The 23,467-nt window shown below is 36.9% G+C and carries 11 protein-coding genes; 5 read left to right on the forward strand and 6 right to left on the reverse strand.

The window, feature by feature from the left end; all coding sequences use genetic code 11:
- The first annotated feature begins 119 nt into the window (after positions 1-119).
- Positions 120-1,502 carry a two-component system sensor histidine kinase RppB gene (gene rppB / locus ACP6PL_RS07485; protein WP_426544132.1) on the forward strand — a complete coding sequence of 461 codons (1,383 nt, stop codon included), beginning with the start codon at positions 120-122 and terminating at the stop codon, positions 1,500-1,502.
- 101 nt (positions 1,503-1,603) lie between these two features.
- On the opposite strand, the gene ACP6PL_RS07490 is transcribed toward rppB, so the two are convergent.
- Positions 1,604-7,099, reverse strand: coding sequence for an ATP-binding sensor histidine kinase (locus tag ACP6PL_RS07490; RefSeq protein ID WP_426544134.1), 5,496 nt, complete (start codon positions 7,097-7,099; stop codon positions 1,604-1,606).
- A gap of 304 nt (positions 7,100-7,403) precedes the next feature.
- Between ACP6PL_RS07490 and malQ the strand changes: the two genes are divergently transcribed.
- The gene (gene malQ, locus ACP6PL_RS07495; protein WP_426544136.1) at positions 7,404-8,909 is read left to right on the forward strand and encodes a 4-alpha-glucanotransferase; all 1,506 of its coding nucleotides are present in this window, start codon (positions 7,404-7,406) and stop codon (positions 8,907-8,909) included.
- Between the two features lie 1,124 nt (positions 8,910-10,033).
- The gene (locus ACP6PL_RS07500) at positions 10,034-11,689 is read left to right on the forward strand and encodes a trypsin-like serine protease (protein WP_426544138.1); all 1,656 of its coding nucleotides are present in this window, start codon (positions 10,034-10,036) and stop codon (positions 11,687-11,689) included.
- Positions 11,690-12,274: 585 nt separating this feature from the next.
- On the opposite strand, the gene ACP6PL_RS07505 is transcribed toward ACP6PL_RS07500, so the two are convergent.
- The 5 genes from ACP6PL_RS07505 to ACP6PL_RS07525 all read right to left on the reverse strand — a co-directional run bounded on the left by ACP6PL_RS07505 (position 12,275) and on the right by ACP6PL_RS07525 (position 17,458).
- The gene (locus ACP6PL_RS07505) at positions 12,275-13,444 is read right to left on the reverse strand and encodes a transaldolase (protein ID WP_426544140.1); all 1,170 of its coding nucleotides are present in this window, start codon (positions 13,442-13,444) and stop codon (positions 12,275-12,277) included.
- 202 nt (positions 13,445-13,646) lie between these two features.
- Positions 13,647-14,060, reverse strand: a complete 414-nt coding sequence (locus tag ACP6PL_RS07510) for a hypothetical protein (RefSeq protein WP_426544142.1) — start codon at positions 14,058-14,060, stop codon at positions 13,647-13,649.
- Positions 14,061-14,090: 30 nt separating this feature from the next.
- A complete protein-coding gene (locus ACP6PL_RS07515; RefSeq protein WP_426544144.1) occupies positions 14,091-14,330 on the reverse strand; it encodes a hypothetical protein in 240 nt (79 codons plus the stop codon).
- An 857-nt stretch (positions 14,331-15,187) separates the two neighbouring features.
- Positions 15,188-15,559: a cyclic nucleotide-binding domain-containing protein gene (locus ACP6PL_RS07520; RefSeq protein ID WP_426544146.1), complete on the reverse strand. Its 372-nt coding sequence runs from the start codon at positions 15,557-15,559 to the stop codon at positions 15,188-15,190.
- A gap of 264 nt (positions 15,560-15,823) precedes the next feature.
- On the reverse strand, positions 15,824-17,458 hold the full coding sequence (locus ACP6PL_RS07525; RefSeq protein WP_426544148.1) for an alpha-D-glucose phosphate-specific phosphoglucomutase: 1,635 nt from the start codon (positions 17,456-17,458) through the stop codon (positions 15,824-15,826).
- A 466-nt stretch (positions 17,459-17,924) separates the two neighbouring features.
- Between ACP6PL_RS07525 and ACP6PL_RS07530 the strand changes: the two genes are divergently transcribed.
- Positions 17,925-20,633 carry a DUF4347 domain-containing protein gene (locus ACP6PL_RS07530; RefSeq protein ID WP_426544150.1) on the forward strand — a complete coding sequence of 903 codons (2,709 nt, stop codon included), beginning with the start codon at positions 17,925-17,927 and terminating at the stop codon, positions 20,631-20,633.
- Between the two features lie 343 nt (positions 20,634-20,976).
- Positions 20,977-23,430 (forward strand): DUF4347 domain-containing protein, encoded by a 2,454-nt coding sequence (locus ACP6PL_RS07535; protein ID WP_426544152.1) that lies wholly within the window; start codon positions 20,977-20,979, stop codon positions 23,428-23,430.
- Positions 23,431-23,467: the final 37 nt, after the last annotated feature.

The raw sequence follows: 23,467 nt of genomic DNA on the forward strand, positions 1-23,467 counted from the left end.
CCTAACTTTTTGAGCATGAAGCAGCTCAAAACCAGGTACTTTTTCAACCAAATGCTGAAACCCTTATGTGTAAATAATTTCAAATTGAATCAGCAAGCCCTATCTAGAGAAAAAACACAATGAATAGCCATCAACTGTTTCGCCACAGTCGTTTACGTTTAGCACTCTGGTATGCTCTAGTCATGGGGGTAATTTTAAGCCTATCTGGATATGGTATGTATCGAGCGTTGGTTCAAGCCAAATGGGCAGCCTTGGAACAGGAAATTGAGTCTATTGCTGGAACACTACATGATAGCCTTGAACCCATGTTACCGATTTCAGAAGCTCCCACTCTAGTTTTACAGCAAATTTTTCCAGAATTGTGTGTGGTTGGGCAAACCTGTAATACCAACCCTACTCTAATCCAACGACATACTATTGGAATTAGCGATCGCCAGACTTACTACATTCGTCTATTTGATGACGGAGGAAATCTGCTGGCATTTTCACCTAATCAACCCACAAAACTAACTCAAACTTTGCACTCTCTTTCTTGGCAAACACTTCGGAGTAACAATGGTATTCGCTACCGTCAATTCACGATTATTCTACACAGTGCTGCTGCCGATCAAGGAGTCAATAGCAGTAATCCTGCCTCCTCCTGGGGTTACTTACAAATTGGGCGAACCTTAGAATCTTTCGATGTTGAAGTCAAGCAGTTCCAATGGATTTTAGCATTCTGGTTTCCTATTGCTTTAAGTGGGGTGGGTATTTCTGGTTGGTGGCTTTCAGGATTGGCAATGCAGCCTATTTACGAGTCCTACCAGCAACAAAAAGAGTTCACTGCGAATGCAGCCCACGAATTACGATCGCCACTTGCTAGTCTCTTAGCCACTGTGGAAGCTATTTTACGAATACCAGAATCGAATCCGCAAAATATCAAGACCATGCTCCAAACAGTAGAACGACAAGGACGACGCTTGAGCAATTTAATTGCAGACTTACTATTTTTGACCAGCCTCGAACATAATTCATTATCACCTCAGCTTTTTCAACGCTGTTGTTTAAACGATTTGATCGGCGATTTGAGTGAGGAATTTTTAGAACTGGCAAGCTTCGCTAAAATTGAGCTAATCAGTCAAATTCCTGATGAAGAAATTTATGTTTTTGGGAATGAGCCTCAGTTGTATCGTTTGGTATCAAACTTAATTGCTAATGCAATTTATTATACCTCAAGTGGCGGTAAAGTTGTGGTTAGTTTAACAACTCGTGATCGTAAGGCATTCATTACTGTCAAAGACACAGGTATTGGCATTCTCCCCTCAGAACAAGCTCGTATTTTTGAGCGCTTCTACCGCGTTGACAGCCATCGTGATCGAAAAACGGGAGGAACTGGACTGGGTTTGGCTATTGCCAGGGCAATCTCCCATCATCATCAAGGAGATATTACCGTCAAAAGTCAACTAGGCAAAGGCAGTTTATTCACGATTTATCTACCTTGTATATCTGATACCTCTGGCTGAATAGACACCTAAATTTTTAAGTTTTTTTTATTAACATTCAACATTTCTTCCCTCTTCCTTCTTCCCTCTTCCTTCTTCTCTCTTCCCTCTTCCTTCTTCCTTCAAAGAGGAATTGATATCAAAAATTCTGAACCTTCTCCTGGAGTAGAAATACATTCTAATTGTCCCCCATGACGCTCTACAATAACTTGATAACTAATTGCTAAACCTAACCCTGTACCTTTCCCTACTTCTTTTGTCGTGTAGAAAGGGTCAAATATGCGCTTTTGTACTGCTTCACTCATACCCATACCATTATCAGCAATCCGAATTATCACAAATTTTGCTGCTTCTATTTCTGTAGTAATAGTAATTTGAGGAGAGGAATTATTTTTTTTACTTCTCATTGGTTGTAGTGCATCAATAGCATTACCAATAATATTCATAAATACCTGATTTAGTTCTCCCGGATAGCATCTTACCTTAGTCAATTGACCATAATTTTTAACAACTTTAATTTCCAATTCATGGGGTTTTGCTTTAAAGGTACTTTCGAGAATCATTAGAGTAGAATCTATGCCTTCATGTATATCTACATTCTTAACTTCTGATTCATCCAGACGAGAAAAATTGCGTAAAGATTGGACAATTTCTTTAATTCGATCGGCTCCTACTTGCATTGAAGTTAATATTTTTGGCAAATCTCCAACTAAAAAATCTAAATCCACATCTTCAATAATATCTATAACTTCATCTACAGGTTCTGGATAATTTTTCTGATAAACTTGAATGATTTCTAATAAATTATCAGCGTGTTCTTGAGTATATTTGATATTGCCATAAATAAAGTTGACTGGATTATTGATTTCGTGGGCAACTCCTGCTACTAACTGTCCTAAAGATGACATTTTTTCGGATTGAATTAGTTGAGTTTGAGTCTTTTTTAATTCTTTTAGGGTTTGAGCTAAAGTTTGATTTTTTTTGTTTAATTCTTCTAGGGTTTGAGCTAAAGTTTGATTTTTTTCATTTAATTGTTGGGTGCGTCGCTCGATTTTTTGTTCTAAAGTATCGTAAAGAAAAGCATTTTCTAGAGAAATTGCTGCTTGGGTAGTAATCATTTCTAATAACTGTAATCTTTGGGGAGTAAATGCACCTGTTGTTAAATTATTTTCTAAATAGATAATACCTATGGGTTTACCTTGCTTGGTAATAGGAGTACATAATATAGATTGAGGTTGTTGTTGTTTAAGATAGGAGTCATGTAACCAGGTTGCTTCCCTAGTTACATCATCGAATACCTGAAATTTTTGAGTTCGCCAGACATAGTTAATTAATGTTTGAGGTAATTCTTGAGTTGCTGAAACCGGTACTTGAGGGCGTTGGAAATTTGGCAGATATTGGTGACTATCACTAGAGATAGCTATATCTAAAATATGACTCATTGCTTCAAGTATTAACTCTTGATCTTGAAGTAGGATGAGAGCGCATTTTTGTGCCCCAGCATTTTCCATCATCAGTTCAATTAAGGTTGAGAGTAAATTTTCTAACTTTACTTCTCCAGACAGACTTTGAGAAGCTTTGACTACAGTTGCTAGATCGAGGATATTTTCCCTATTGGTAGTGGCAGTATGAGAAAGGGTAATACTGTTGCTTAAGAGTTTGTTATTTTCAGAAGAGCGAACCAAAATTAGGGCGAGTAGTTGTGGATAGCGTTTTTCTAAATCTTTAATTTTGACTACTGCTCCCCAGTCAAGATACCCATAGTATGCTTCGATCATGTAGGTTTGTGCAATTTTTGTTTTACCCCACTCCAAATAGAATTTGGCATAGAGTTCATTTGCTAGAGCTGCTTCTTGAATATATTTATTTTCTGTAGCTCCGGCGATCGCTTGTTCGTAAGCTTCAATAGCTGCTATTTTGTCTCCCAGTATTCTTTGTTTTTCTGCTTCTATTAAATAGTATTTGTGGGAGTGGTTTGTAGGTGCGTGTTGTGCCCAGAATTTTATTTTTGCTTCATTGGCGTTTACTTCCTCTAGTATTTGCTTTCGTTTGTCAACTGTAGCTTCTGGGTAAAAAGCTAGTTTAGCTAGTGAACTATAAAAGTAATATACTGGAATACAAAATAATCCTGTTACACCACCAATATATTTTTCCGTTAAGACTTCATAATGTTTGGCGTTTTGAAAATTGCCTAGTAAATAAGATAGAATTAATTTATTGAAGTAGATTTGAAATAAAGCATAACTGTCATTAATATTTTCATAGAAAGGAATAAAATTTTCTTCATTAAAAGCACTGCCTGATAATAATTCATGATTTTCTGCATCACCTAGTAAATTGAGAATAGCTTGATGAAAAATTTGATTATAATAATAATTATTTTCTTGTTTAAGCTGCTTGAGAGAATTGCTATAATTTGCTATTTCTCCCTTGAGTTCATCTAGAGATATACCTGCCGAGTAAGAGAAACTACAGTAGTGAAGAATACTATAAGCAGCATATTCTAAATCTCCCGTTTCTAAACCTATTTTATAAGCTTCTCGCAAATGAGGAAGAGTTTCACGAACATGATTTTTACAATGTTCTATACCAATGCACACTACTTGAAATACTTTAGTTTTTAGGTCTTTACTATTAAATTTTTCTAGGAGTTCGTAAGCAAGTTTACCAAACTGATATCCAGTATCTATTTCTTGTTCTATAGCACATAAAAGTAAACCGTAGTTAGCAGAAGAAAAAGCAAATAATGGAGATATTCCTGACTCTAGAGATACATTAATTGGTTCACAAAGAATCAGCGGTAATAACTCTGGCTTGCTGACAAATGCGATGGAAAACAGTAATGATAGTATCCGCATTGCTGCTAATTTTTCTTGGTCTTGCAACAATGGTAAATGAATCAATTCTGCGATATTTTTTCCTCTCAATTTGCCTTGAGTTTTTTGTAAACATTCTTGAATATCTGATGCTGTTGGATTTGTAGGAAAGCTAATACCAAGTAGTTCTAAAACAAATAAGCCGATTTTCAGAGCTTCTTGTAGTTTAGTCTGAGCAATACAAGCTTGTATTTTTATTTCATAAACTTTGACTTTATCCAAGAGATTATTAGCTTTTTCTAAGACAATATCGACTAATTTTTCCATTTCTTCAAACTCACCATTTAAGTAATTAGCTTCTGTTGCTTCTTCATGTAGTGCTAATGTTAGTTTATATTGGTTTAACCAACTATTTTCAGTGAGTACATTTATCCCTGTATTTAAATAAGATATTGCTGATTTATAAGCAGTTGATACTTTCGCTTTTATTCCTGCTCTTAAATTGAAACTTGCCAAGTTTTCTCTAGCATCTTTTTCTCTAATTAATCCCACGCCATAGTTGAGTTGATTTACAATTTCAAAAAGATTTTCTTCTAGTTCATAATTCGCCGTATTTTTTAAGAGTAATCTGCCAATTTTTAGATGAGTTTCTTGCTTTTTTTGTTCTGGAATTAGACTGTAAGCTGCTTGTTGCACCCGATCGTGGAGAAAATGATAAATCGGTGTTTCTACATCTTTTATTTCTGGCAAATTATCATCGTTTTCTTCCTGATAAAATTTGTATCTTTCATCTGCTGGTAAAATTAATCCTTCTGATAAAGCATTCCACAAATATAAGGCAGTTTCACCCAGAGATTTTTCATACACAATAGATAGAGTTTTTAAGTCAAACTCATTACTTATACAAGCTGCTAATTTTAATAATTCTTGAGTATATAAGGAGAGTTTTTGGATTTGAGTAGCCATTAATTCTACTACATCTCCTGTGGCTGCTAATATTTTGATTTTTGCTAAATTGAATAACCATTTACCCTGTTGATAATTATCATAAATTAATCCTTCTTTATACAAATATTTGATAAATTGAGTCGCAAAAAATGGATTGCCTGCTGTTTTTAGATAAATTTCTTCTGTAAGTAGCAATGATTCCTCTAAAGAATAATTGATAGTATCAGCCACCAAATTATTTAGTGCTGATTTACTTAAAGGTGACAGAATTATTTGATTAATAATTGCTCCAGTTTTTTTTATTTCTTCGATAGTTAACGTGAAAGGATGCCCGGCATTTACTTCATTATCTCTGTAGGCTCCCATCAGTAATAAATAGTTAATTTCTGTTTTTTCCATCACTAATTTTATCAACTTTAGTGATGCTAAATCGGCCCACTGTAAGTCATCTAAAAATATAACTAGCGGATGCTCTGCTTGAGCAAATACAGATATAAATTTTAAAAATAATAAATTGAAGCGATTTTCTGCTGCACTGGGAGATAATTCTGTGGCGAGAGGTTGTTGACCTATTAATAATTCTAGTTCTGGTATAACATCAATAATTACTTGTGCTTCTTCTCCTAAGACTTCCTGTAATTTACAGGCGAATGCTTGTAATTTTTCTTCTGGTTCACTGAGGATTTGTTTGATCAATTCTGCCAAAGCATTTAACCAAGCTAAAAAAGGAATATTTCGTTGAAACTGGTCAAATTTTCCAGTAATAAAATAACCTCTTTTCTCAACTATTGGTTTATGAACTTCATTCACTAATGCTGATTTACCAATCCCAGAAAATCCTCCCACTAATATCAATTCAGTTTGAGATTTTTCTCGTTCAGCAACTCTGTCAAATGCTGTGAGTAATTCATCTACTTCTTTCTCTCTGCCATAGAGTTTTTCTGAGATAATCAAACTGTTTCTACGGTCTTTTGTGCCTAACTCAAATAATTTTATTGACCGATTTTTTTCCCATTTATACTGACATTTTTCTAGATCGTATCGTAATCCTGCTAATGTTTGATAACGGTTCTCTGGGATTTTTGCCATCAATTTGAATACTATATCATTGAGAGGCTCTGGTATGTTTAAATTAATGTCAACTATGGATTTAGGAGTCCTGGCAATATGACAATGAACTAATTCCATTGGGTCTTCTGAAGTAAAAGGAAGTTGCCCTGTTAAAAGTTGATAAAATGTTGCCCCTAATGAATAGAAATCACTTCGATAATCAATACCTCTATTCATTCTTCCTGTTTGTTCTGGTGATATGTAAGCCAGGGTTCCTTCCAAGGTATTAGGATTGCGGATTTCTGGAGTTTCTTTAGGTAGTTTAGTTGTGCTACTAAAATCTATGATTTGGATTTTTTTTGTGTGGGGATTAATGACGATATTTTGGGGTTTAATGTCTTTATGAATTATTTGATTTTGGTGTAATTTTTCTAGGGGGTTAATTATTTGTAAAGCAATCTGAAAAAATTGACTGATTTCTATAGAAATAATGTTTAAATTAGAGGAGTCTTGGTTACTTAGATATTTGTCAAGAGATATACCGCCAAAATCTTCCATTACTAACATTAAACGTTGCTCAAATTTTTCCAGAGCTAGCATTTTTACAACTCCTGGAAAGTTCAAGTTTTTCACCAGGGTATAAGCGTTGCGATATTGAGTTAAATGCTTGAAATTAGGATAAGGATAATTTGGTAATTTGAGAATAACTGGTTTTTGAAATAATTCTTCATAGGCGCGATAAACAACAGTCCTATCGCTGGCATATATTTGTTCTAGGATTTGATAGTTGAGAATTTTCTGCATGAGTTAATTTAATTAGAGATAATATATTCTATTTAGATTAATTATGACTACATAGCAAGAATTTCTCAGGTGAAATAGTTACTACTTAATAGTATAGTAAAAAAAAAATTAGTTTTTGTTCTATATATAAGTAGAAATTCAAAGTTCATGCTACTAAAAAGTATTCTGTAAATTTTTGTGACTTTTAGTTACTTAAAATTATAATTTTTATAGTTCCGAAATATTGCTCTCATTTATACTTATTTTTGGTTAGAAACTGCACGATCTGCTAAAATTTAAGTATTATTGACATATAAAAAATACTATGACTTTTGAACGTGCAAGTGGGATCATCCTACACCCCACCAGTTTACCCAGTAGATTTGGTATCGGTGATTTAGGTAAATCAGCTTATGAGTTTATTGACTTTTTGGTAAGAAGTGGGCAAAAAATCTGGCAAATATTACCCCTTGGTCCAACAGGTTATGAACATTCGCCCTATACCATGAATTTTAGCGCCTTTGCTGGAAATCCTCTATTAATTAGTCTGGATATATTGGCAGAAAAAGGATTATTAAATGCTGATGAACTCACACCTTTACCCTCAGAAGGTGAACCCGCATACAGTAGAGTAAATTTTGCCGAAGTCATTCCCCACAAAACTAAATATTTTCAACAAGCTTACGATCGCTTCAAACAAGATATTCCTTCAGAATACGAAACCTTTTGTGAAGAACAATCTTACTGGTTAGATGACTATACTTTATTTATGGCATTGCATGAAGCAAACCCAGACAAAACATGGAATCAATGGGAACCAGGTTTAGCACGTCGAGAACCTAATGCTATAAAAATAGCAACTGAAATTCTAAATGATAAGATTCAATATCATCAGTTTCTGCAATTTCAGTTTTTTGAGCAATGGAAAAACCTGCGCCAATATTGTAACGAGAAAAATATCAAAATTATTGGTGATGTTTCCATTTATGTATGCCATCATAGTGCCGAAGTTTGGAGTCACCCAGAAAATTTTGAACTCAACCCAGAAACTTTAGAAACTGCATGGAAAGCAGGAGTACCACCAGACTACTTTAGCGCGACTGGGCAATTATGGGGAAATCCTGTCTATAAATGGGAAAACTTGATAAAGACTAACTTTGCTTGGTGGATCGAAAGATTCAGAGCAACTTTACAATATGTAGATATTGTGCGAATTGACCATTTTCGGGGTTTTGAAGCTTTTTGGCGAGTGCCAGCAGGGGAAGAAAATGCTATTAATGGGGAATGGGTGAAAGCGCCTGGTTATAAATTTTTTGAAAAATTACGGGAAACTCTAGGCAGTCTACCGATTCTAGCAGAAGATTTAGGAATTATTACTTCTGAAGTAGAAGCAATGCGCGATCACTTTGAATTTCCAGGAATGCGAATATTATTGTTTGCTTTTGGTGGAGATGTAAATAATCCCTATTTACCTCACTGTTACATCAACAACTGTATAGTTTACACAGGAACTCACGATAATGATACTACTCTTGGTTGGTGGTCTAAAGCTACCCAGGAGGAAAAACGACACGTTACTCGATATCTGGCTTATAACTCTGATAGCGATATCCCAGAAATCAATTGGTCTTTCATACGTTTGGCTTCTTCTTCTGTAGCTGACATGGCAATATTCCCTCTACAAGATATTCTTTCTCTGGATAACCGCGCTCGCATGAACGACCCTAGTATTAATCCCGGACAGTGGCGGTGGCGTTATACCACTTCAGAGCTTTTAAGTCAAGAATTGAGTGATCGCTTACTAAACATGACTCAACTTTACCATCGGTAATTTATTCAGGGTATAGTATAAAATATTATATTTTTCCTAAAATATAGCTAAATCCATAAATCGGGTTTATAGCACTACGCATTAAGGTTAGGAGATTTTTAAATCTTGAAACCTTTTGACAGTTTACTATTCCCTATTCCCTCTCTTGGTCAGCATTCCCTTGCGTCAGACGCCGACGCGGGTTCCGACTGCTTGCGCCTGACGGCGACGCGGGGTCTGACCGCTTGCGTCTGACACCGACCCGGGGTCGCACCGCTATTCCCTAGCGCGTAGCGCTATATTTGTTTCCATCAAATATTTATGGCCTATTACTTATAAACCCGACTTCGTAATTTCGTAATATCATGTGCCCCCTCCGGGGGAGCTACGCTAACGGATAATCACTTATAATAAAGTATATGGTTTGTAGTAGGGCTTCAGCCCGAACTGTAGATAGGGCTGAAGCCCTACTACGAACTGTAATTATAATAACTATTTAACCGCAATTCGTAGCTCCCCCGAAGGGGGCACATAATATAATATAGCAATCGAAGCAAAGAGCAGGGACATTTCTAAATTCTCATGCCTCAGTCATAGATTATTTTTGACTTTTGCCTTGCCCATAACGCGATAATCGCAGTTTCAAAAAATATTGCTACATTGACTCTTTTTAGAGGGAGAAAGTAGGGCTTTGGTGACCAAACCCCTACTTTTTTTGTGTCAAATAGGTGCGTATTTTGTATCTTCTATGTTCCTCTTTTTCTGGTTATAGGCAACAGAAAACAAATATGTGTAGCAAAAATTGATCTATCCAACTGGTATAACAACTAAAACTTAGTTCAATAATAATTAAGCCTAACCTTAAAAACTACATCATGCCAGTTAAATTTATCAAGCTTTGATAAAGTTTTAATCAAAAATTTTTAATATTTTTATCCTCTATATTTGCTCAAGCTCCCACCCTCAATATATTTACAAATTTTACACTAATGTAATTTTAAAAAAAATTCCTTACTTAAGTAATATTGCCATCGTGTAAGTAAAATTGCTATCCTTATTTACAAGAATAAATTATGAGGGTCAGACACATTTGGTGTCATTCCCCTTAAATTAAAACTTAAATTATAAATAAAAGGAATCAGGCAATGGGCATCTACTTTTCCAACAATTTAAAACAACAAAAAATATTTAACCTTTCTATAGTCAAATCTTGCAAAAATATTCAGATTAGCCAAATAGCTCTGCGTTGTGTACTTGGTCTAATAGCAAGTCAAAGTTTTCAATCGCCTGTAAAAAGCATAGTAATAAATGATACGGTAGGGGCTAGCACTGCTCAGTCGCTGGGTGCCCCTTTTACGGCTGTAACTGACATTTTGTTCAGAAACTTTGAAACAGGTGAATTTGAAAGTGGTTGTACTGGTTCACTAATTGCAGATAATTATGTACTCACTGCCCAACATTGTGTTCAGTATCTTTTCCCTGATGATGAATTGAGTGTTTCGTTTCGAGATGATGATGCAGAAAATAGCATATTAGCTAATATTTCCGTAAGTAACATTTTCCAAGATTCTACCTTTGGTCTATTAGATGGTACAGATATTGCTATACTTGAACTTGCCGAAGCAGCTCCAGACTCAATTGATCCTTTAAAATTATTTGGTTTCAACCCCGAAGACCTAATTGGAAGTGATGCCACTATAGTTGGTTTTGGTTTGAATGGTTTAGGTAGCGTTGGTCATGAGTTTACCGCGGATGGACTGCGTTGGAGCGCTGAAAATACTATTGATTTCTTTGGTGGTGGTTTTGAGCCATTATTTAATAATACCTTTGGCTCAAATATTTTCAACCTTGATTTTGATGATGGAACTAATAATAACACCTTATTCGGTTTCGGTAGCAGTTCTTTACCTCTAACAAATGAAGGAACTACTGCTGGTGGTGATAGTGGTAGTCCGCTTCTGGTAGAAAAAGATGGGGAGTTATTAATTGCTGGTGTTCTTTCTGGTGGTTCCTCTGAAACCAGCCAATTTGGTGATGTATCTTGGTTTACTGGAGTTACAGAAAACCGCCTATTTATAGAAGAGAATGGTGGTCAGTTTGTGGGTGATTTTATACCTCTACCACCCCCTATTGAACCTCAACCAGAGCCTGTATATGGAATTAAGAATGGTAGTTTTGAAAATGGTTTAAATGACTGGAGTATACTTGGTGCTGCTACTATACAGGATAGTGATTTTGGTACAACACCCTCAGATGGTGAGTCTAATGCCTTAATTCTGAACGAGCTACTTGCTGTACCTGATTATGAGATTGAACAATTCTTGGAGTTAGATCAAGGAGATTTAGCAATTTTCTCAAGTAGTTTCCCTTTTGAAGGTTCTGCTATCAAGCAGACTTTTCTGGCAAATGCTGGAGATATTCTAACATTTGATTTTAACTTTTTGACAAATGAATGTACATTTGAATGTACCCCTGAAATTATTTTCAATGATTTTTCTTTTGTTTCTCTTTCAGGTTTAGATTTATTAGCTGATACTTTCTCTCCATTTGTTGAGTCTCTCACTACCTTTGTTGAAGAAACAGGATATCAAAGTTTTTCTTATGAAATTCTTGAGACTGGAACTTATACTCTAGGTTTTGGGGTTGCAGATGCAAATGATCCTTTAGGTCTGTCAGCACTTTTAGTTGATAATGTCAAGCTTACTGCTAATGCCTCTACACCAGAACCTACTGCAACATTAGGGTTATTTGCTACTGCTTTTGGAGCATTTTCTTTGCTGAAGAAGCGTCAAAGAAAGTAATTGGGTTTGCAAATACCAGAATTAATATCATCTGCCCCGGAGGTGGTAACTCTGCTTATGGTAGAACAGTTATAATTAGGCTCGTAGTTGGGCTTTAGCCCTAATAGATCTCTCCAGAAAATAAACTTGCTCTTTAATTTAAGACAAGCTAGAGTTGTAATATAAAATCCCTTTGCAATGGAAGTTTTATAATAAACCGGGTTTATCGCAGGTAGATGTTAGTAAAGTGGGGTATTTAATAAACCCGGTTTCTCTGCTTTTTTATACGGATGCTACCGGATTTGATATAAGATTGACTCTCCGAAATCATTTTTCGTATCTTTTTCGTGAAAATATATTTTTTGTTCCCTACTCTAGTCCCTACTCTAGCAAAGAATCTATATCTTTTTCGGAGATGTCTAATATAAGTATTTGAGGGGCTAGAGCAAAACTACAAACAAAAATTTGATTATAACTAATTATCAGAACGTAATATAAGTCCTAATCAATGTGACACTGTTGCTCACAATTAAATCAAGAAACGGGAGCAGGATGCTCCCACTGTCCAACAATTAAATTGCCTAATTGCTGAATGCTATCTGAGGACTAAACCTTTGCTAATTGGAACACAGATCCTAAACCAGATGCCATTTCTTCTGGAGAGATTTTTCCATCTTTATTGATATCCAGAGCATCAAATACAGCATCAGTTCCTGCCCACTCTTCACGAGTGATGAAACCATCACCATCTAAGTCATAGATATGGAAAATATCTTCTGCTGCATGGGTAACTCCTTCTAGGCTAGTCAACCGATCTGCTAAGAGTTTTTCCAATGATTCTAATGCTTTAGAGAAACCTTTAATTCCCTCATCCAACTTTTGAGATGCCATCCGATCTTCAGCGTGCATCTTATCAAAAGTGTCTTTGTCCATTGTAATTTTTTCTGCATCAGACTGAGCAGCTTTCTCAGCAGAAAGTTTAGTAGGTAAGTCACCTGTTGTTGATTCTAACTCACCCAATAATCCTGGAGAAATAGTCAACAAGTCACAACCTGCTAATTCTGTAATTTCCCCAATGTTACGGAAACTAGCTCCCATAACTTCGGTGTTGTAACCGAATTTCTTGTAGTAGTTGTAGACTTTACTTACAGACAATACACCAGGATCTTCCGCTGGAGGATAAGAATCCCGTCCAGTCTCTTTTTTGTACCAATCTAAAATACGTCCCACAAAAGGAGAAATTAGAGTAGCACCTGCTTCAGCACAAGCGATCGCCTGGTGCAAACCAAATAGTAGAGTTAAATTGCAGTGAATACCCTCTTTTTCTAGCACTTCTGCTGCTTTGATACCTTCCCAGGTAGAAGCAATCTTAATCAAAATGCGATCGCGAGAAACTCCAGCAGCTTCATATTGAGCAATTAAATCTCGTCCTTGAGCTATTGTAGCTTCTGTATCGTAGGATAGTCTGGCATCAACCTCTGTAGATACCCGCCCAGGAACAATTTGTAAAATCTTGAGTCCAAAAGCAACTGCCAGTCTCTTAAATGCTAAATTTGCCACATCTGAAGCGGTTGCATCTGTTCCCAATTCCTGCCTTGCTGCTTTCAAAGTTTCATCCACAATTTCTTGATATTGTGGCATCTGAGCAGCAGCAGTAATTAATGAGGGATTAGTCGTTGCATCCCGTGGCCTAAATTTTTCAATTGCTTGAATATCGCCTGTATCAGCAACCACAATGGTTACTTCTCGTAGTTGTTCCAGCAAATTTTTAGCCATTTGTTTCTCCTTTTGAGAATAAGTTGCTTACTTCTGGTTTATTTAAAAATTACTCTAGAAAACTTCCAGAAAATGTCACTTTATGACATTTTAATATTTTACTTTCTGCATTTCAGTCAGATTATTTTTTTGGCCGTAGAAACCGACGGCCAATTTCTGCCCAAGATTCAACGCACCAGAAACCCCATCTTAGGATTTAAAGCTATTCGACTGCTTCATCAGCATCCATACGGGCTGCCACTGCTTCTAAAGTCGCTAGTTCTGCTTCTTCAACAGCAGCCAAGGCAAGCACGATCGCTGCAACAGCATACTCTTCAGCACGGTTGGCACGAGCTACTAGCTTGTCTTGTTCTCGTTTAGCTTTCCAGTCCGCAATTTGAGATGCTACCTCTGTTTTTTTGGCCTCAATTCGTTCCGCTAATTTGGCCTTGGCCTTGGTAACTTCTTGCTTTTTAGCTTCTACTTTAGCTTTTGTGGTACTCAGTTTAGAGCTAATAACAGTTTCGGCATCCTTGGAAGCAGTTTTAAGGTTTGTCTTAACTGTATCTAATTGAGTGGTAATCTCATCCAATTTTGTCTGAAGATTGGAGCGAAGATTCTCAATTTTCAGATTCATTATCTTTACTCCTTTTACAAAGGTGATTTTCTATTTTTTCCCATATAAGTCTTCATCCAATCCCATGTCTGATACTATCCCTTGAGCATGAACTAACCTATCTGCAGCAGAAATAACATCATTCAGAGCGCCAAAAAAAGATATCTTGCGAGCAACTAATTTCATTTCTTCAGTTACTTCTCGCTCTTTTTCTTCACTGTTATCTGGAGCTCCTATTTTTTTTCTAGTTTCTCCTTGTATTACTTCATAGTAGGCTTGAGAATTTTTCAAGTATTCATGTAGTTCAGTTACTAACTTGGCAACTGAATAATTGTCAATATCTAATTGTGGCTTCTTTTTGCTGATTGGGAGGAATTGAAATAAAGTACAATCCCAGTATTATATCAGAATAAACTTTCAGCTCATCATAGGCCAAATTAAGTTTAGGTATCTTAGATTATTATATCAAATCCAGTAGCATTTGTGTAATTAGATCAGGAGTTAGGTAGAGGAGCCATCGGGTTAGTGGCGTACAGGATTTAGAAAGCAAAAGAATTTAGAAAAATTTGGCAATGGCTGAAGACAGATTTTATCTTAGTTAAAAGATAATAAAAATGGGGTGGTGGTGCATAGTAATAGAGAGAGTATGGGGAGATGGGGAGTGCGGGAGATGGGGAGATGGGGAGTGCGGGAGAAATTAAAAATTAGATAACTTAATACCATTACTATCCAGGACTACCAAAAATGCTATCATAATTAGCCTCAAAATTTCTGTGCCCTAACATACACTATCAGCTTGCAGCTATTACTTATAAAACTATTACTTATAAAATTTATCTTTTCCTTTATGGGTTTAATACCCCATCGTCTACACAATATTTACCGAAATATTGTGGTTTAAAGCCTCCCCTTGGATAGGGGATAATAAATAAAAATTTTCCTCTTCGTCAATCCTCTTCTTTTCAAGGAGAGGTAATTCTAAATTCTTAATTCTAAATTCTTAATTCTTGAAAATTGGTTGGGGTTATTAAGACGCGGAGCGATGGCGTGAAAGTATCCCCATCCAATTGTTCCTTCTCTGTTAGATTAAGTAAAGCCTTCTTCCTTCTTCAAGATAAATTATTAACAAAATCTCTTGAGTATAAAAACTAGAGAGAACGTTTTAAGCGACGCAGACGATCAGAATAACTCCTAATTACATAAAGGGCAAACATAGGTGTTTCCTGAACTGCAAATAAAAACCGTTCTTGGTCAAGATAAGCTAATTTACATTCTGTTTTAGCAATAGCAGTAGAAGCGCGAGTATGTTCTTCATGTACTAAAGCTCCCTCTCCAAAAATATCACCTACTTTAATTGTTTCAACAACTTGACCATTAACAAATAATTCAACCATTCCTTCGATAATTCCATACATTATATCACCGTTGTGTCCCTCTTCAAAAATCACATCTCCTGGATAAAAAGTTTGATGTTCTGGTTGTTTCTGAAATAACTCTACAGTTTTTGCTGGTTCGAGCATAATTATTTAACTCCTATATCAATTCAATTAAGTAGCTGTGTGTTTAGGAATTGCCTAGTTTAGATACGGAACAAAGAAGACTTATAGCAGTTTTTATTAATATAGATTACAGAGATTTGGGTTTAAAGGAAGAAGGAAGAAGGCTTTAGTTATCTAGGAGAGAAGGAAGAAATTTTGTAGTCTACCTTTGTGAAAACCGCTATAATAATGAATAGTGGATAATGAAAACTATTTCTAATTATCTATTATCCATTATCCATTAAATTAGGTGATTACAGTTGGTTTTTCCCTGCCTGTAAGATTCTTAATTTGAGCAATTTCATCTGCCAAACTAATTAGAGAAGATAAAGCTTCCTGAGTATCTTGGTCTTGTTTAGCAGCATCTGCTTCATAACTTTCAACATACAAACGTAGAGTTGCTCCTTGAGTTCCTGTACCTGAAAGTCGGAACACAATCCGAGAACCATCAGTAAAACCAATACGAATACCCTGTTTCTGACTCACGCTACCATCTATTGGATCTGTATAGCTAAAGTCATCAGCATATTTTACCTCATATTGACCATATTGCTTTCCTGGCAAAGAAGGTAATAGGGAACGCAAATTGTCCATCAAAGTATTAGCTTTATCACTTTCTACCCCTTCGTAGTCATGGCGAGAATAATAGTTGCGACCGTAAGTTTTCCAGTGTTCCTTAACAATATCCTCTACTGACTCTTGCCGTACTGCCAAAATATTCAACCAGAAAAATACTGCCCAAAGTCCGTCTTTTTCGCGTATATGATTAGAACCTGTACCAAAGCTTTCCTCACCACAAAGAGTAGCTTTATCCGCATCTAATAAATTACCAAAAAATTTCCAACCAGTGGGAGTTTCATAACAGTTAATACCCATTTTCTCTGCTACTCGATCTGGTGCTTCAGAAGTAGGCATGGAACGAGCAATACCAGCTAAACCAGAACTATATCCAGGAACTAACTTAGCATTAGCAGCCAATATTGCCAAACTATCACTAGGAGTAACAAAGAAATTTTTACCTAAAACCATGTTGCGATCGCCATCCCCATCAGAAGCAGCACCAAAGTCTGGGGCATTATCACCAAACATGATTTCTACCAAGTCGTGAGCATATACTAAATTAGGATCTGGATGCCCACCACCAAAATCTTCCAGAGGTATACCATTTTGTACTGTACCTGCGGGAGCGCCTAACCGTTGCTCAAAAATGTCTTTAGCATAAGGTCCTGTCACAGCGTGTAATGAGTCCATACACATCCGAAACTTACCAGACTTTAGCAGCTCTGATATTTTGCCAAAATCAAACAAAGATTCCATCAACTCAGCGTAGTCTGCTACAGAGTCAATAACTTCTACAGTCATTTCTCCTAACTTCTGACTACCCAGTTGGTCTAAGTTAATATCTGTAGCTTCGATAATTTTGTAGCTATCTATAACTTTACTGCGCTCATAGATGGCACTTGTAACTTTTTCTGGGGCGGGGCCACCATTACTAATATTGTACTTAACACCAAAGTCCTCTTCAGGTCCACCTGGATTATGACTAGCAGAGAGAATTATACCACCAAAGGCTTTATTTTTACGAATAATACAGGAAGCAGCAGGAGTAGAAAGAATCCCACCTTGACCCACTAACATTCGACCTACTCCATTAGCGGCAGCCATTTTCAGAATTATTTGAATTGCCTGACGGTTGTAATAACGACCATCACCACCAACTACAAATGTTTGACCGGAAAAACCTTCCAGACTATCAAAAATAGACTGAATAAAGTTTTCTAGGTAGTTGGGTTGTTTAAAAGTTGGCACCTTTTTGCGGAGTCCAGAAGTACCTGGTTTTTGGTCGCTAAATGGTTTGGTTACAACTGTTTGTACATTCATAGTTTATCGTAATTTAACATACTGTATCTACATATCAGTTATCAGTTATCAGTTATCAATTTCTCTTAATTTTAACTTTTAACTTTTAACTTTTGACTTATATCAAATCCAGATAATTACTATATCCAAAGTCATTGCGACTGGAACGGAGTGGAAGGAAGCAATCTCGAGGGTTTAGGAGATGTCTTCCTGTCGTCGCAATGACGACTTTTCATCTGGACTTAGATATTACTTTTGCAAGAAATCTATTATTTCTGTTTTAATTTTTACACCAAATATGGCACCTTAGAAAAACTAATTTTTCGGTGTTGAGTAAATGTGCTTATAGTTAAATTAAGGTTAATAAAATTAATCATTATGTGTAGCTCTAAAAATATAAAACCTTAATAAAGAAACACCTGGTTGCGATCGCATAAGTGATAAAATTGTTTATCCTTTTTTTGATGCTTGAAAACCTTTTTAAATTATGAATCAAACCAAAATATTATTCATCGACTCCAAGGTAGAAAATTACAATCATCTAATCTCACAGGTTGACCCTCAGACAAAAGTAGTTATCCTACAACCTAATCAAAATGGTATAAACCAAATATCTAAAAATCTTGGTAAATGCTGTGATGTCGATACAGTTCATATTATTTCTCATGGGGCAAAAGGTTCTTTGTATTTGGGAAACAGTATCCTGAAAAACGACAATATTCATCTATATATTCAGAGTATTCAGCAGTGGGGTAAATGTTTATCTGCTGATGGGGAAATATTAATTTATGGTTGTCAGGTAGCAAGTGGTAAAGAAGGTAAAGATTTTGTCCGACAACTGCATCAACTCACAGGAGCTAATATTGCTGCCTCGGAAACACTGACTGGAAATGTTAACAAAGGTGGGAACTGGAATTTAGAAGTGATATTTGATCAACTCAAGTCTGGGTTAGCATTTACACCAGAAGTTAGGGCAAGTTATGCCGGAGTATTGGCAGATATTGTGGTGGATACAACTAATGATGTAGTAGATGATAGTGATGGTGTTACTTCTTTGCGGGAAGCAATAATTCAGGCGAATAGTACCCCAGAAGATGATACTATTCAACTGACAGCAGGAGCAACATATAATCTGACTATCTCAGGAAGTGATGAAGATGCTGCTGCTACAGGAGATTTAGATATTGTTGCTGGTGGTGGAGAAATAACAGTTATCTCTGAGGAAGAGGAAAAAGCTGTTATTGATGCTGAAGGTGAAGCGGGAATTAATGACAGGGTGTTTGATGTTTTGGAGGATAGCTCCCTCAAATTGGAAAATGTAGAAGTTACGAGGGGGTTTGTAACTGGTAGCTCTGGCGGTGGCATCTACAATTCAGGTACACTTACTATCACCAACAGCACTATTAGTGGTAATAAGGCCATAAATGATTATGGTACCTACTACTACACAAGCTATTACTACACAAGAATCAGTGGTGGTGGTATATATAACTCAGGCACAGTTAGTATCAGTAACAGCACTATTAGTGGTAATTCAGCATCTTTTGGTGGTAGTGGCATCTACAACACAGGTACAGCAAATATCACTGACAGCGATGTTAGTAATAATTACGGTCATAGTATAGGAAACTACTTAGGCACAGTTAGTATCAGTAACAGCACTATTAGTGGTAATTCAGCATATTTTGGCGGTAGTGGTATAGGAAACTACTCAGGTACAGCAAATATCACTGACAGCGATGTTAGTAGTAATTACGGGCTTGGTATAGGAAACTACTCAGGCACAGTTAGTATCAGTAACAGCAATATTAGTGATAATTCAGCATATTTTGGTGGTGGTATAAGAAACTACTCAGGCACAGTTAGTATCAGTAACAGCACTATTAGTGGTAATTCAGCATATTTTGGTGGTGGTGGTATCTCAAGCTATTATGGTAATACGACTATTAACAACAGCACTATTAGTGGTAATTCAGCATCCAATGGTGGTGGAGGGATTGATAATAGCGGAGGTACAGCCAATATCAGCAATAGCACTATTAGTGGTAATTCAGCATCCAATGGTGGTGGTATCTACAACTCAGGTATAGCAATCATCAGCAATAGTACCATTACTCGTAATGAAACTCCTTCCAACTTAGGAAGTGGTATTCTCCAAAAAGCAGGTTACCTTTATGATTTCACTAACTACACCTTCTTCACCTCTTACGCCAATACCACTATAACCTCCAGCATTATCTCTGGTAATATTAACAGTGACGTTGACTCCGCAGAAAGTAGCAATACTCTTATTAGTGGTGACAATAATCTAATTGGTACAGGTAATGCTATCAATGATTTCAACGGTGAAAACGACCAAACAGGTGTTGCCGATCCTCTACTTGGAGACCTAGCTGACAATGGTGGTAGCACTTTCACCCATTTGCCTTTCCCCAATAGTCCCGCTATTGATGCAGGTAGTAATCCCAACAACCTTGATACAGATCAACGAGGCGAGCCAAGGTTTGTAGGTGAAGGGGTTGATATTGGTGCAGTAGAATTGCAAACTCCACAAGAAATTACTGGCACTCCTAATGATGATCCCCTTAATGGTGCAGGTGGCAATGACACTATTATAGGTCTCGGAGGTCATGACACTATAGATGGTGGTGGTGGTGATGACCAAATTATTGGTAGTCGAGGTAACGACTCTCTGTATGGCAAAGACGGAAACGATACCCTCCAAGGTCGTCAAGATAACGACCATCTCTTTGGTGGTAATGGTAATGACTCTCTTGTTGGTGGTCAAGGTCGCGATCGTTTCAACGGTGGTACTGGTAACGACACCCTCACTGGTGGAGCAGGTGTTGATCGTTTTATTTTCAACACCAATCAAGAATTTACTCCAGAAGATATGGGAGTAGATACCATCACAGACTTTGCTCCTGAAAAAGATATAATTATGCTGGATAAAAGTACATTTACAGGTATTACCAGTGACTCAGGAACAGGTTTTAGTGTAGATACTGAATTTGCCATAGTTACTAGTGATTCTGATGCCGAGATATCTCCAGCATTCATTGTCTACAACATTAACAACGGCAGATTATTCTACAATGCTAACGGTACAGAGGCAGAATTTGGTAGTGGTGGTGAATTTGCTAATCTAACTAATACCCCATCTATTAGTGAGGATGATTTCTTCCTGAGAGGATAAAATCTTAACTTAAAATAATATTAGATTTTCATGTGGGTACACCACGTTAGAGACCTTCCATGGAAGGTCCCTACAAGGTTTTGGTTATGACTTGAGGTTATATCATGTGCCCCCTCCGGGGGAGCTACGAATTGCGGATAATCACTTATAATAAAGTATATGGTTTGTAGTAGGGCTTCAGCCCGAACTATAGATAGGGCTAAAGCCCTACTACGAACTTTAATTATATATAACTATTTAACCGAACATAATATTATACCTAAAAAGTGCTGTAGACAGTTATAGAAGAAAATGGTAGAAGTTTGGTAAAATTTTATAGCTATCCTCGAAAATCCTGTTAATTATGAATCAGACCAAACTATTGTTCATCGATTCCAAAGTAGAAAACTACAATTACCTCATCTCACAGGTTGACTCTCAGACCAAAGTAGTTATCCTACAACCCAATCCAAATGGCATAGAGCAAATATCTAAAAGTCTGAGTGAATGCTGTAATGTGGATACAGTTCATATTATTTCTCATGGAGCAAAAGGTGCTTTGTATCTGGGAAATAGTATCCTGAAAAATGACAATATCCATCAATATGCTGAGAATATTCAAAAATGGGGTAAATGTTTGTCTGCTGAAGCAGAAATATTGATTTATGCTTGTCAGGTAGCAAGTGGTAAAGAAGGTAGAGCATTTGTCCGACAACTGCATCAACTTACAGGAGCTAATATTGCTGCCTCGGAAACACTGACTGGAAATGTTAGCAAAGGTGGGAACTGGAATTTAGAGGTAATATTTGGTCAACTTAAGTCAGCATTAGCATTTCCCCCAGAAGTTAGGGCGAGTTATGGAGGAGTATTAGCAAATATTGTGGTGGATACTACTAATGATGTAGTAGATGATAGTGATGGTGTGACTTCTTTACGTGAAGCAATAATTCAGGCGAATAGTACCCCAGAAGATGACACTATTCAACTGACAGCAGGAGCAACATATAATTTAACTATTTCAGGGAGTGATGAGGATGTTGCTGCTACAGGAGATTTAGATATTGTTGCTGGAGGTGGAGAAATAACTGTTATTTATCAGGGAGGAGAACAAGCTGTTATTGATGCTGGGGGTCAAGCAGGAATCAATGACAGGGTGTTTCATATCCTGGAGGATGGTTCCCTAAACTTAGAAAATATAGAAGTCACAGGTGGGATTGTCAATGCTTCTGGTGGAGGTATCTGCAACGAAGGTGCAGTTAGTATCAGTAACAGTATTATTAGTGGCAATGAAACAAATTATATTGGTGGAGGTATCTATAGTTTATTTGGTATAGCCAGTATCAGCAATAGCACTATTAGTGGTAATTCAGCATATTATGGTGGAGGTATCTCAAGCTTATATAGTAATATCACTATTAACAACAGCATTATTAGTGGAAATTCTGCATCTTATGGCGGTGGTGGTATTAATAACCTAGTTAGCACAGCTAATATTAACAACAGCACTATTAGTGGAAATTCTGCATCTTATGGCGGTGGTATTGATAACTATTACGGTAATGTTAGTATCAATAGTAGCACTATTAGTGGCAACTCAGCAACTAGCGGTGGTGGCATAGAAAATAATGTTTACAGTAATGCGAGTATCAGTAACAGCACTATCAGTGGCAACTCAGCAACTAGCGGTGGTGGTGTTTTTAACCTGGGTACGGCAAATATTAGCAACAGTACCATTACTCGTAATGAAGCTGCTTCAAATCAAGGAAGTGGAGTTCTTCACCAACCATCTACAATTATTAATGATTATGGTGATTCCTACAGCTTTAATGCCTCTACTACTATTACGTCTAGTATTGTATCGGGTAATGTCAATACTGATGTTGACTCGGTAGAAAATAACAACAACTTTTTTACCAGTGGTGACAATAATTTGATTGGTACAGGTAATGCCACCGATATATTCAACGGTGACAACGATCAAACAGGTGTGACTGATCCTCTACTTGCAGATCTTGCTGATAATGGTGGTTCTACATTCACCCATTTACCTCTGCCCAATAGCCCCGTTATTGATGCAGGTAGTAACCCCAACTCACTTACCACAGACCAACGAGGCGAAGAGCGTTTAGTAGGCGAGGGGGTTGATATTGGTGCAGTAGAATTGCAAACTCCACTAGAAATTACTGGCACTTCTGAAAGCGAGCGCCTAAATGGTGCAGGTGGTAATGATACTATTATAGGTCTGGCAGGCGATGACACTATAGATGGCCGTGGTGGTGACGATCGAATTATTGGTAGTCGAGGTAACGACTCTCTGTATGGCAAAGACGGAAACGATACCCTCCAAGGTCGTCAAGACAACGATCACCTATTTGGTGGTAATGGTAACGACTCTCTTATTGGTGGCCAAGGCCGCGATCGCTTCAATGGTGGTAGTGGGAATGATACCCTGACAGGAGGAGCAAGTATTGACCGTTTTATTTTCAATACCAATCAAGAATTTACTCCAGAAGATGTAGGAGTAGATACCATCACTGACTTTGTTCCTGGAAAAGATATAATTCTGCTAGACAAAAGTACATTTACAGCTATTACCAGTGACTCAGGAACAGGCTTTAGTGTCAATGCTGAATTTGACATAGTTACCAGTGACTCTGATGCAGAAATTTCTCCAGCAGTTATTGTTTACAACAGCAACAATGGTAAATTATTCTACAATGCTAACGGTACAGAAGCAGAATTTGGTAGCGGTGGTGAGTTTGCTAATCTGACTAATATTGCATCTATTAGTGAGAATGATTTCTTCCTGAGAGGATAAAATCTCAACTTAAAATAATATTACAGTGGTTTTGATT

Source organism: Dapis purpurea BLCC-M126 (assembly GCF_050015975.1).
In the GTDB taxonomy this organism is placed as follows: Bacteria; Cyanobacteriota; Cyanobacteriia; order Cyanobacteriales; family Microcoleaceae; genus Trichodesmium.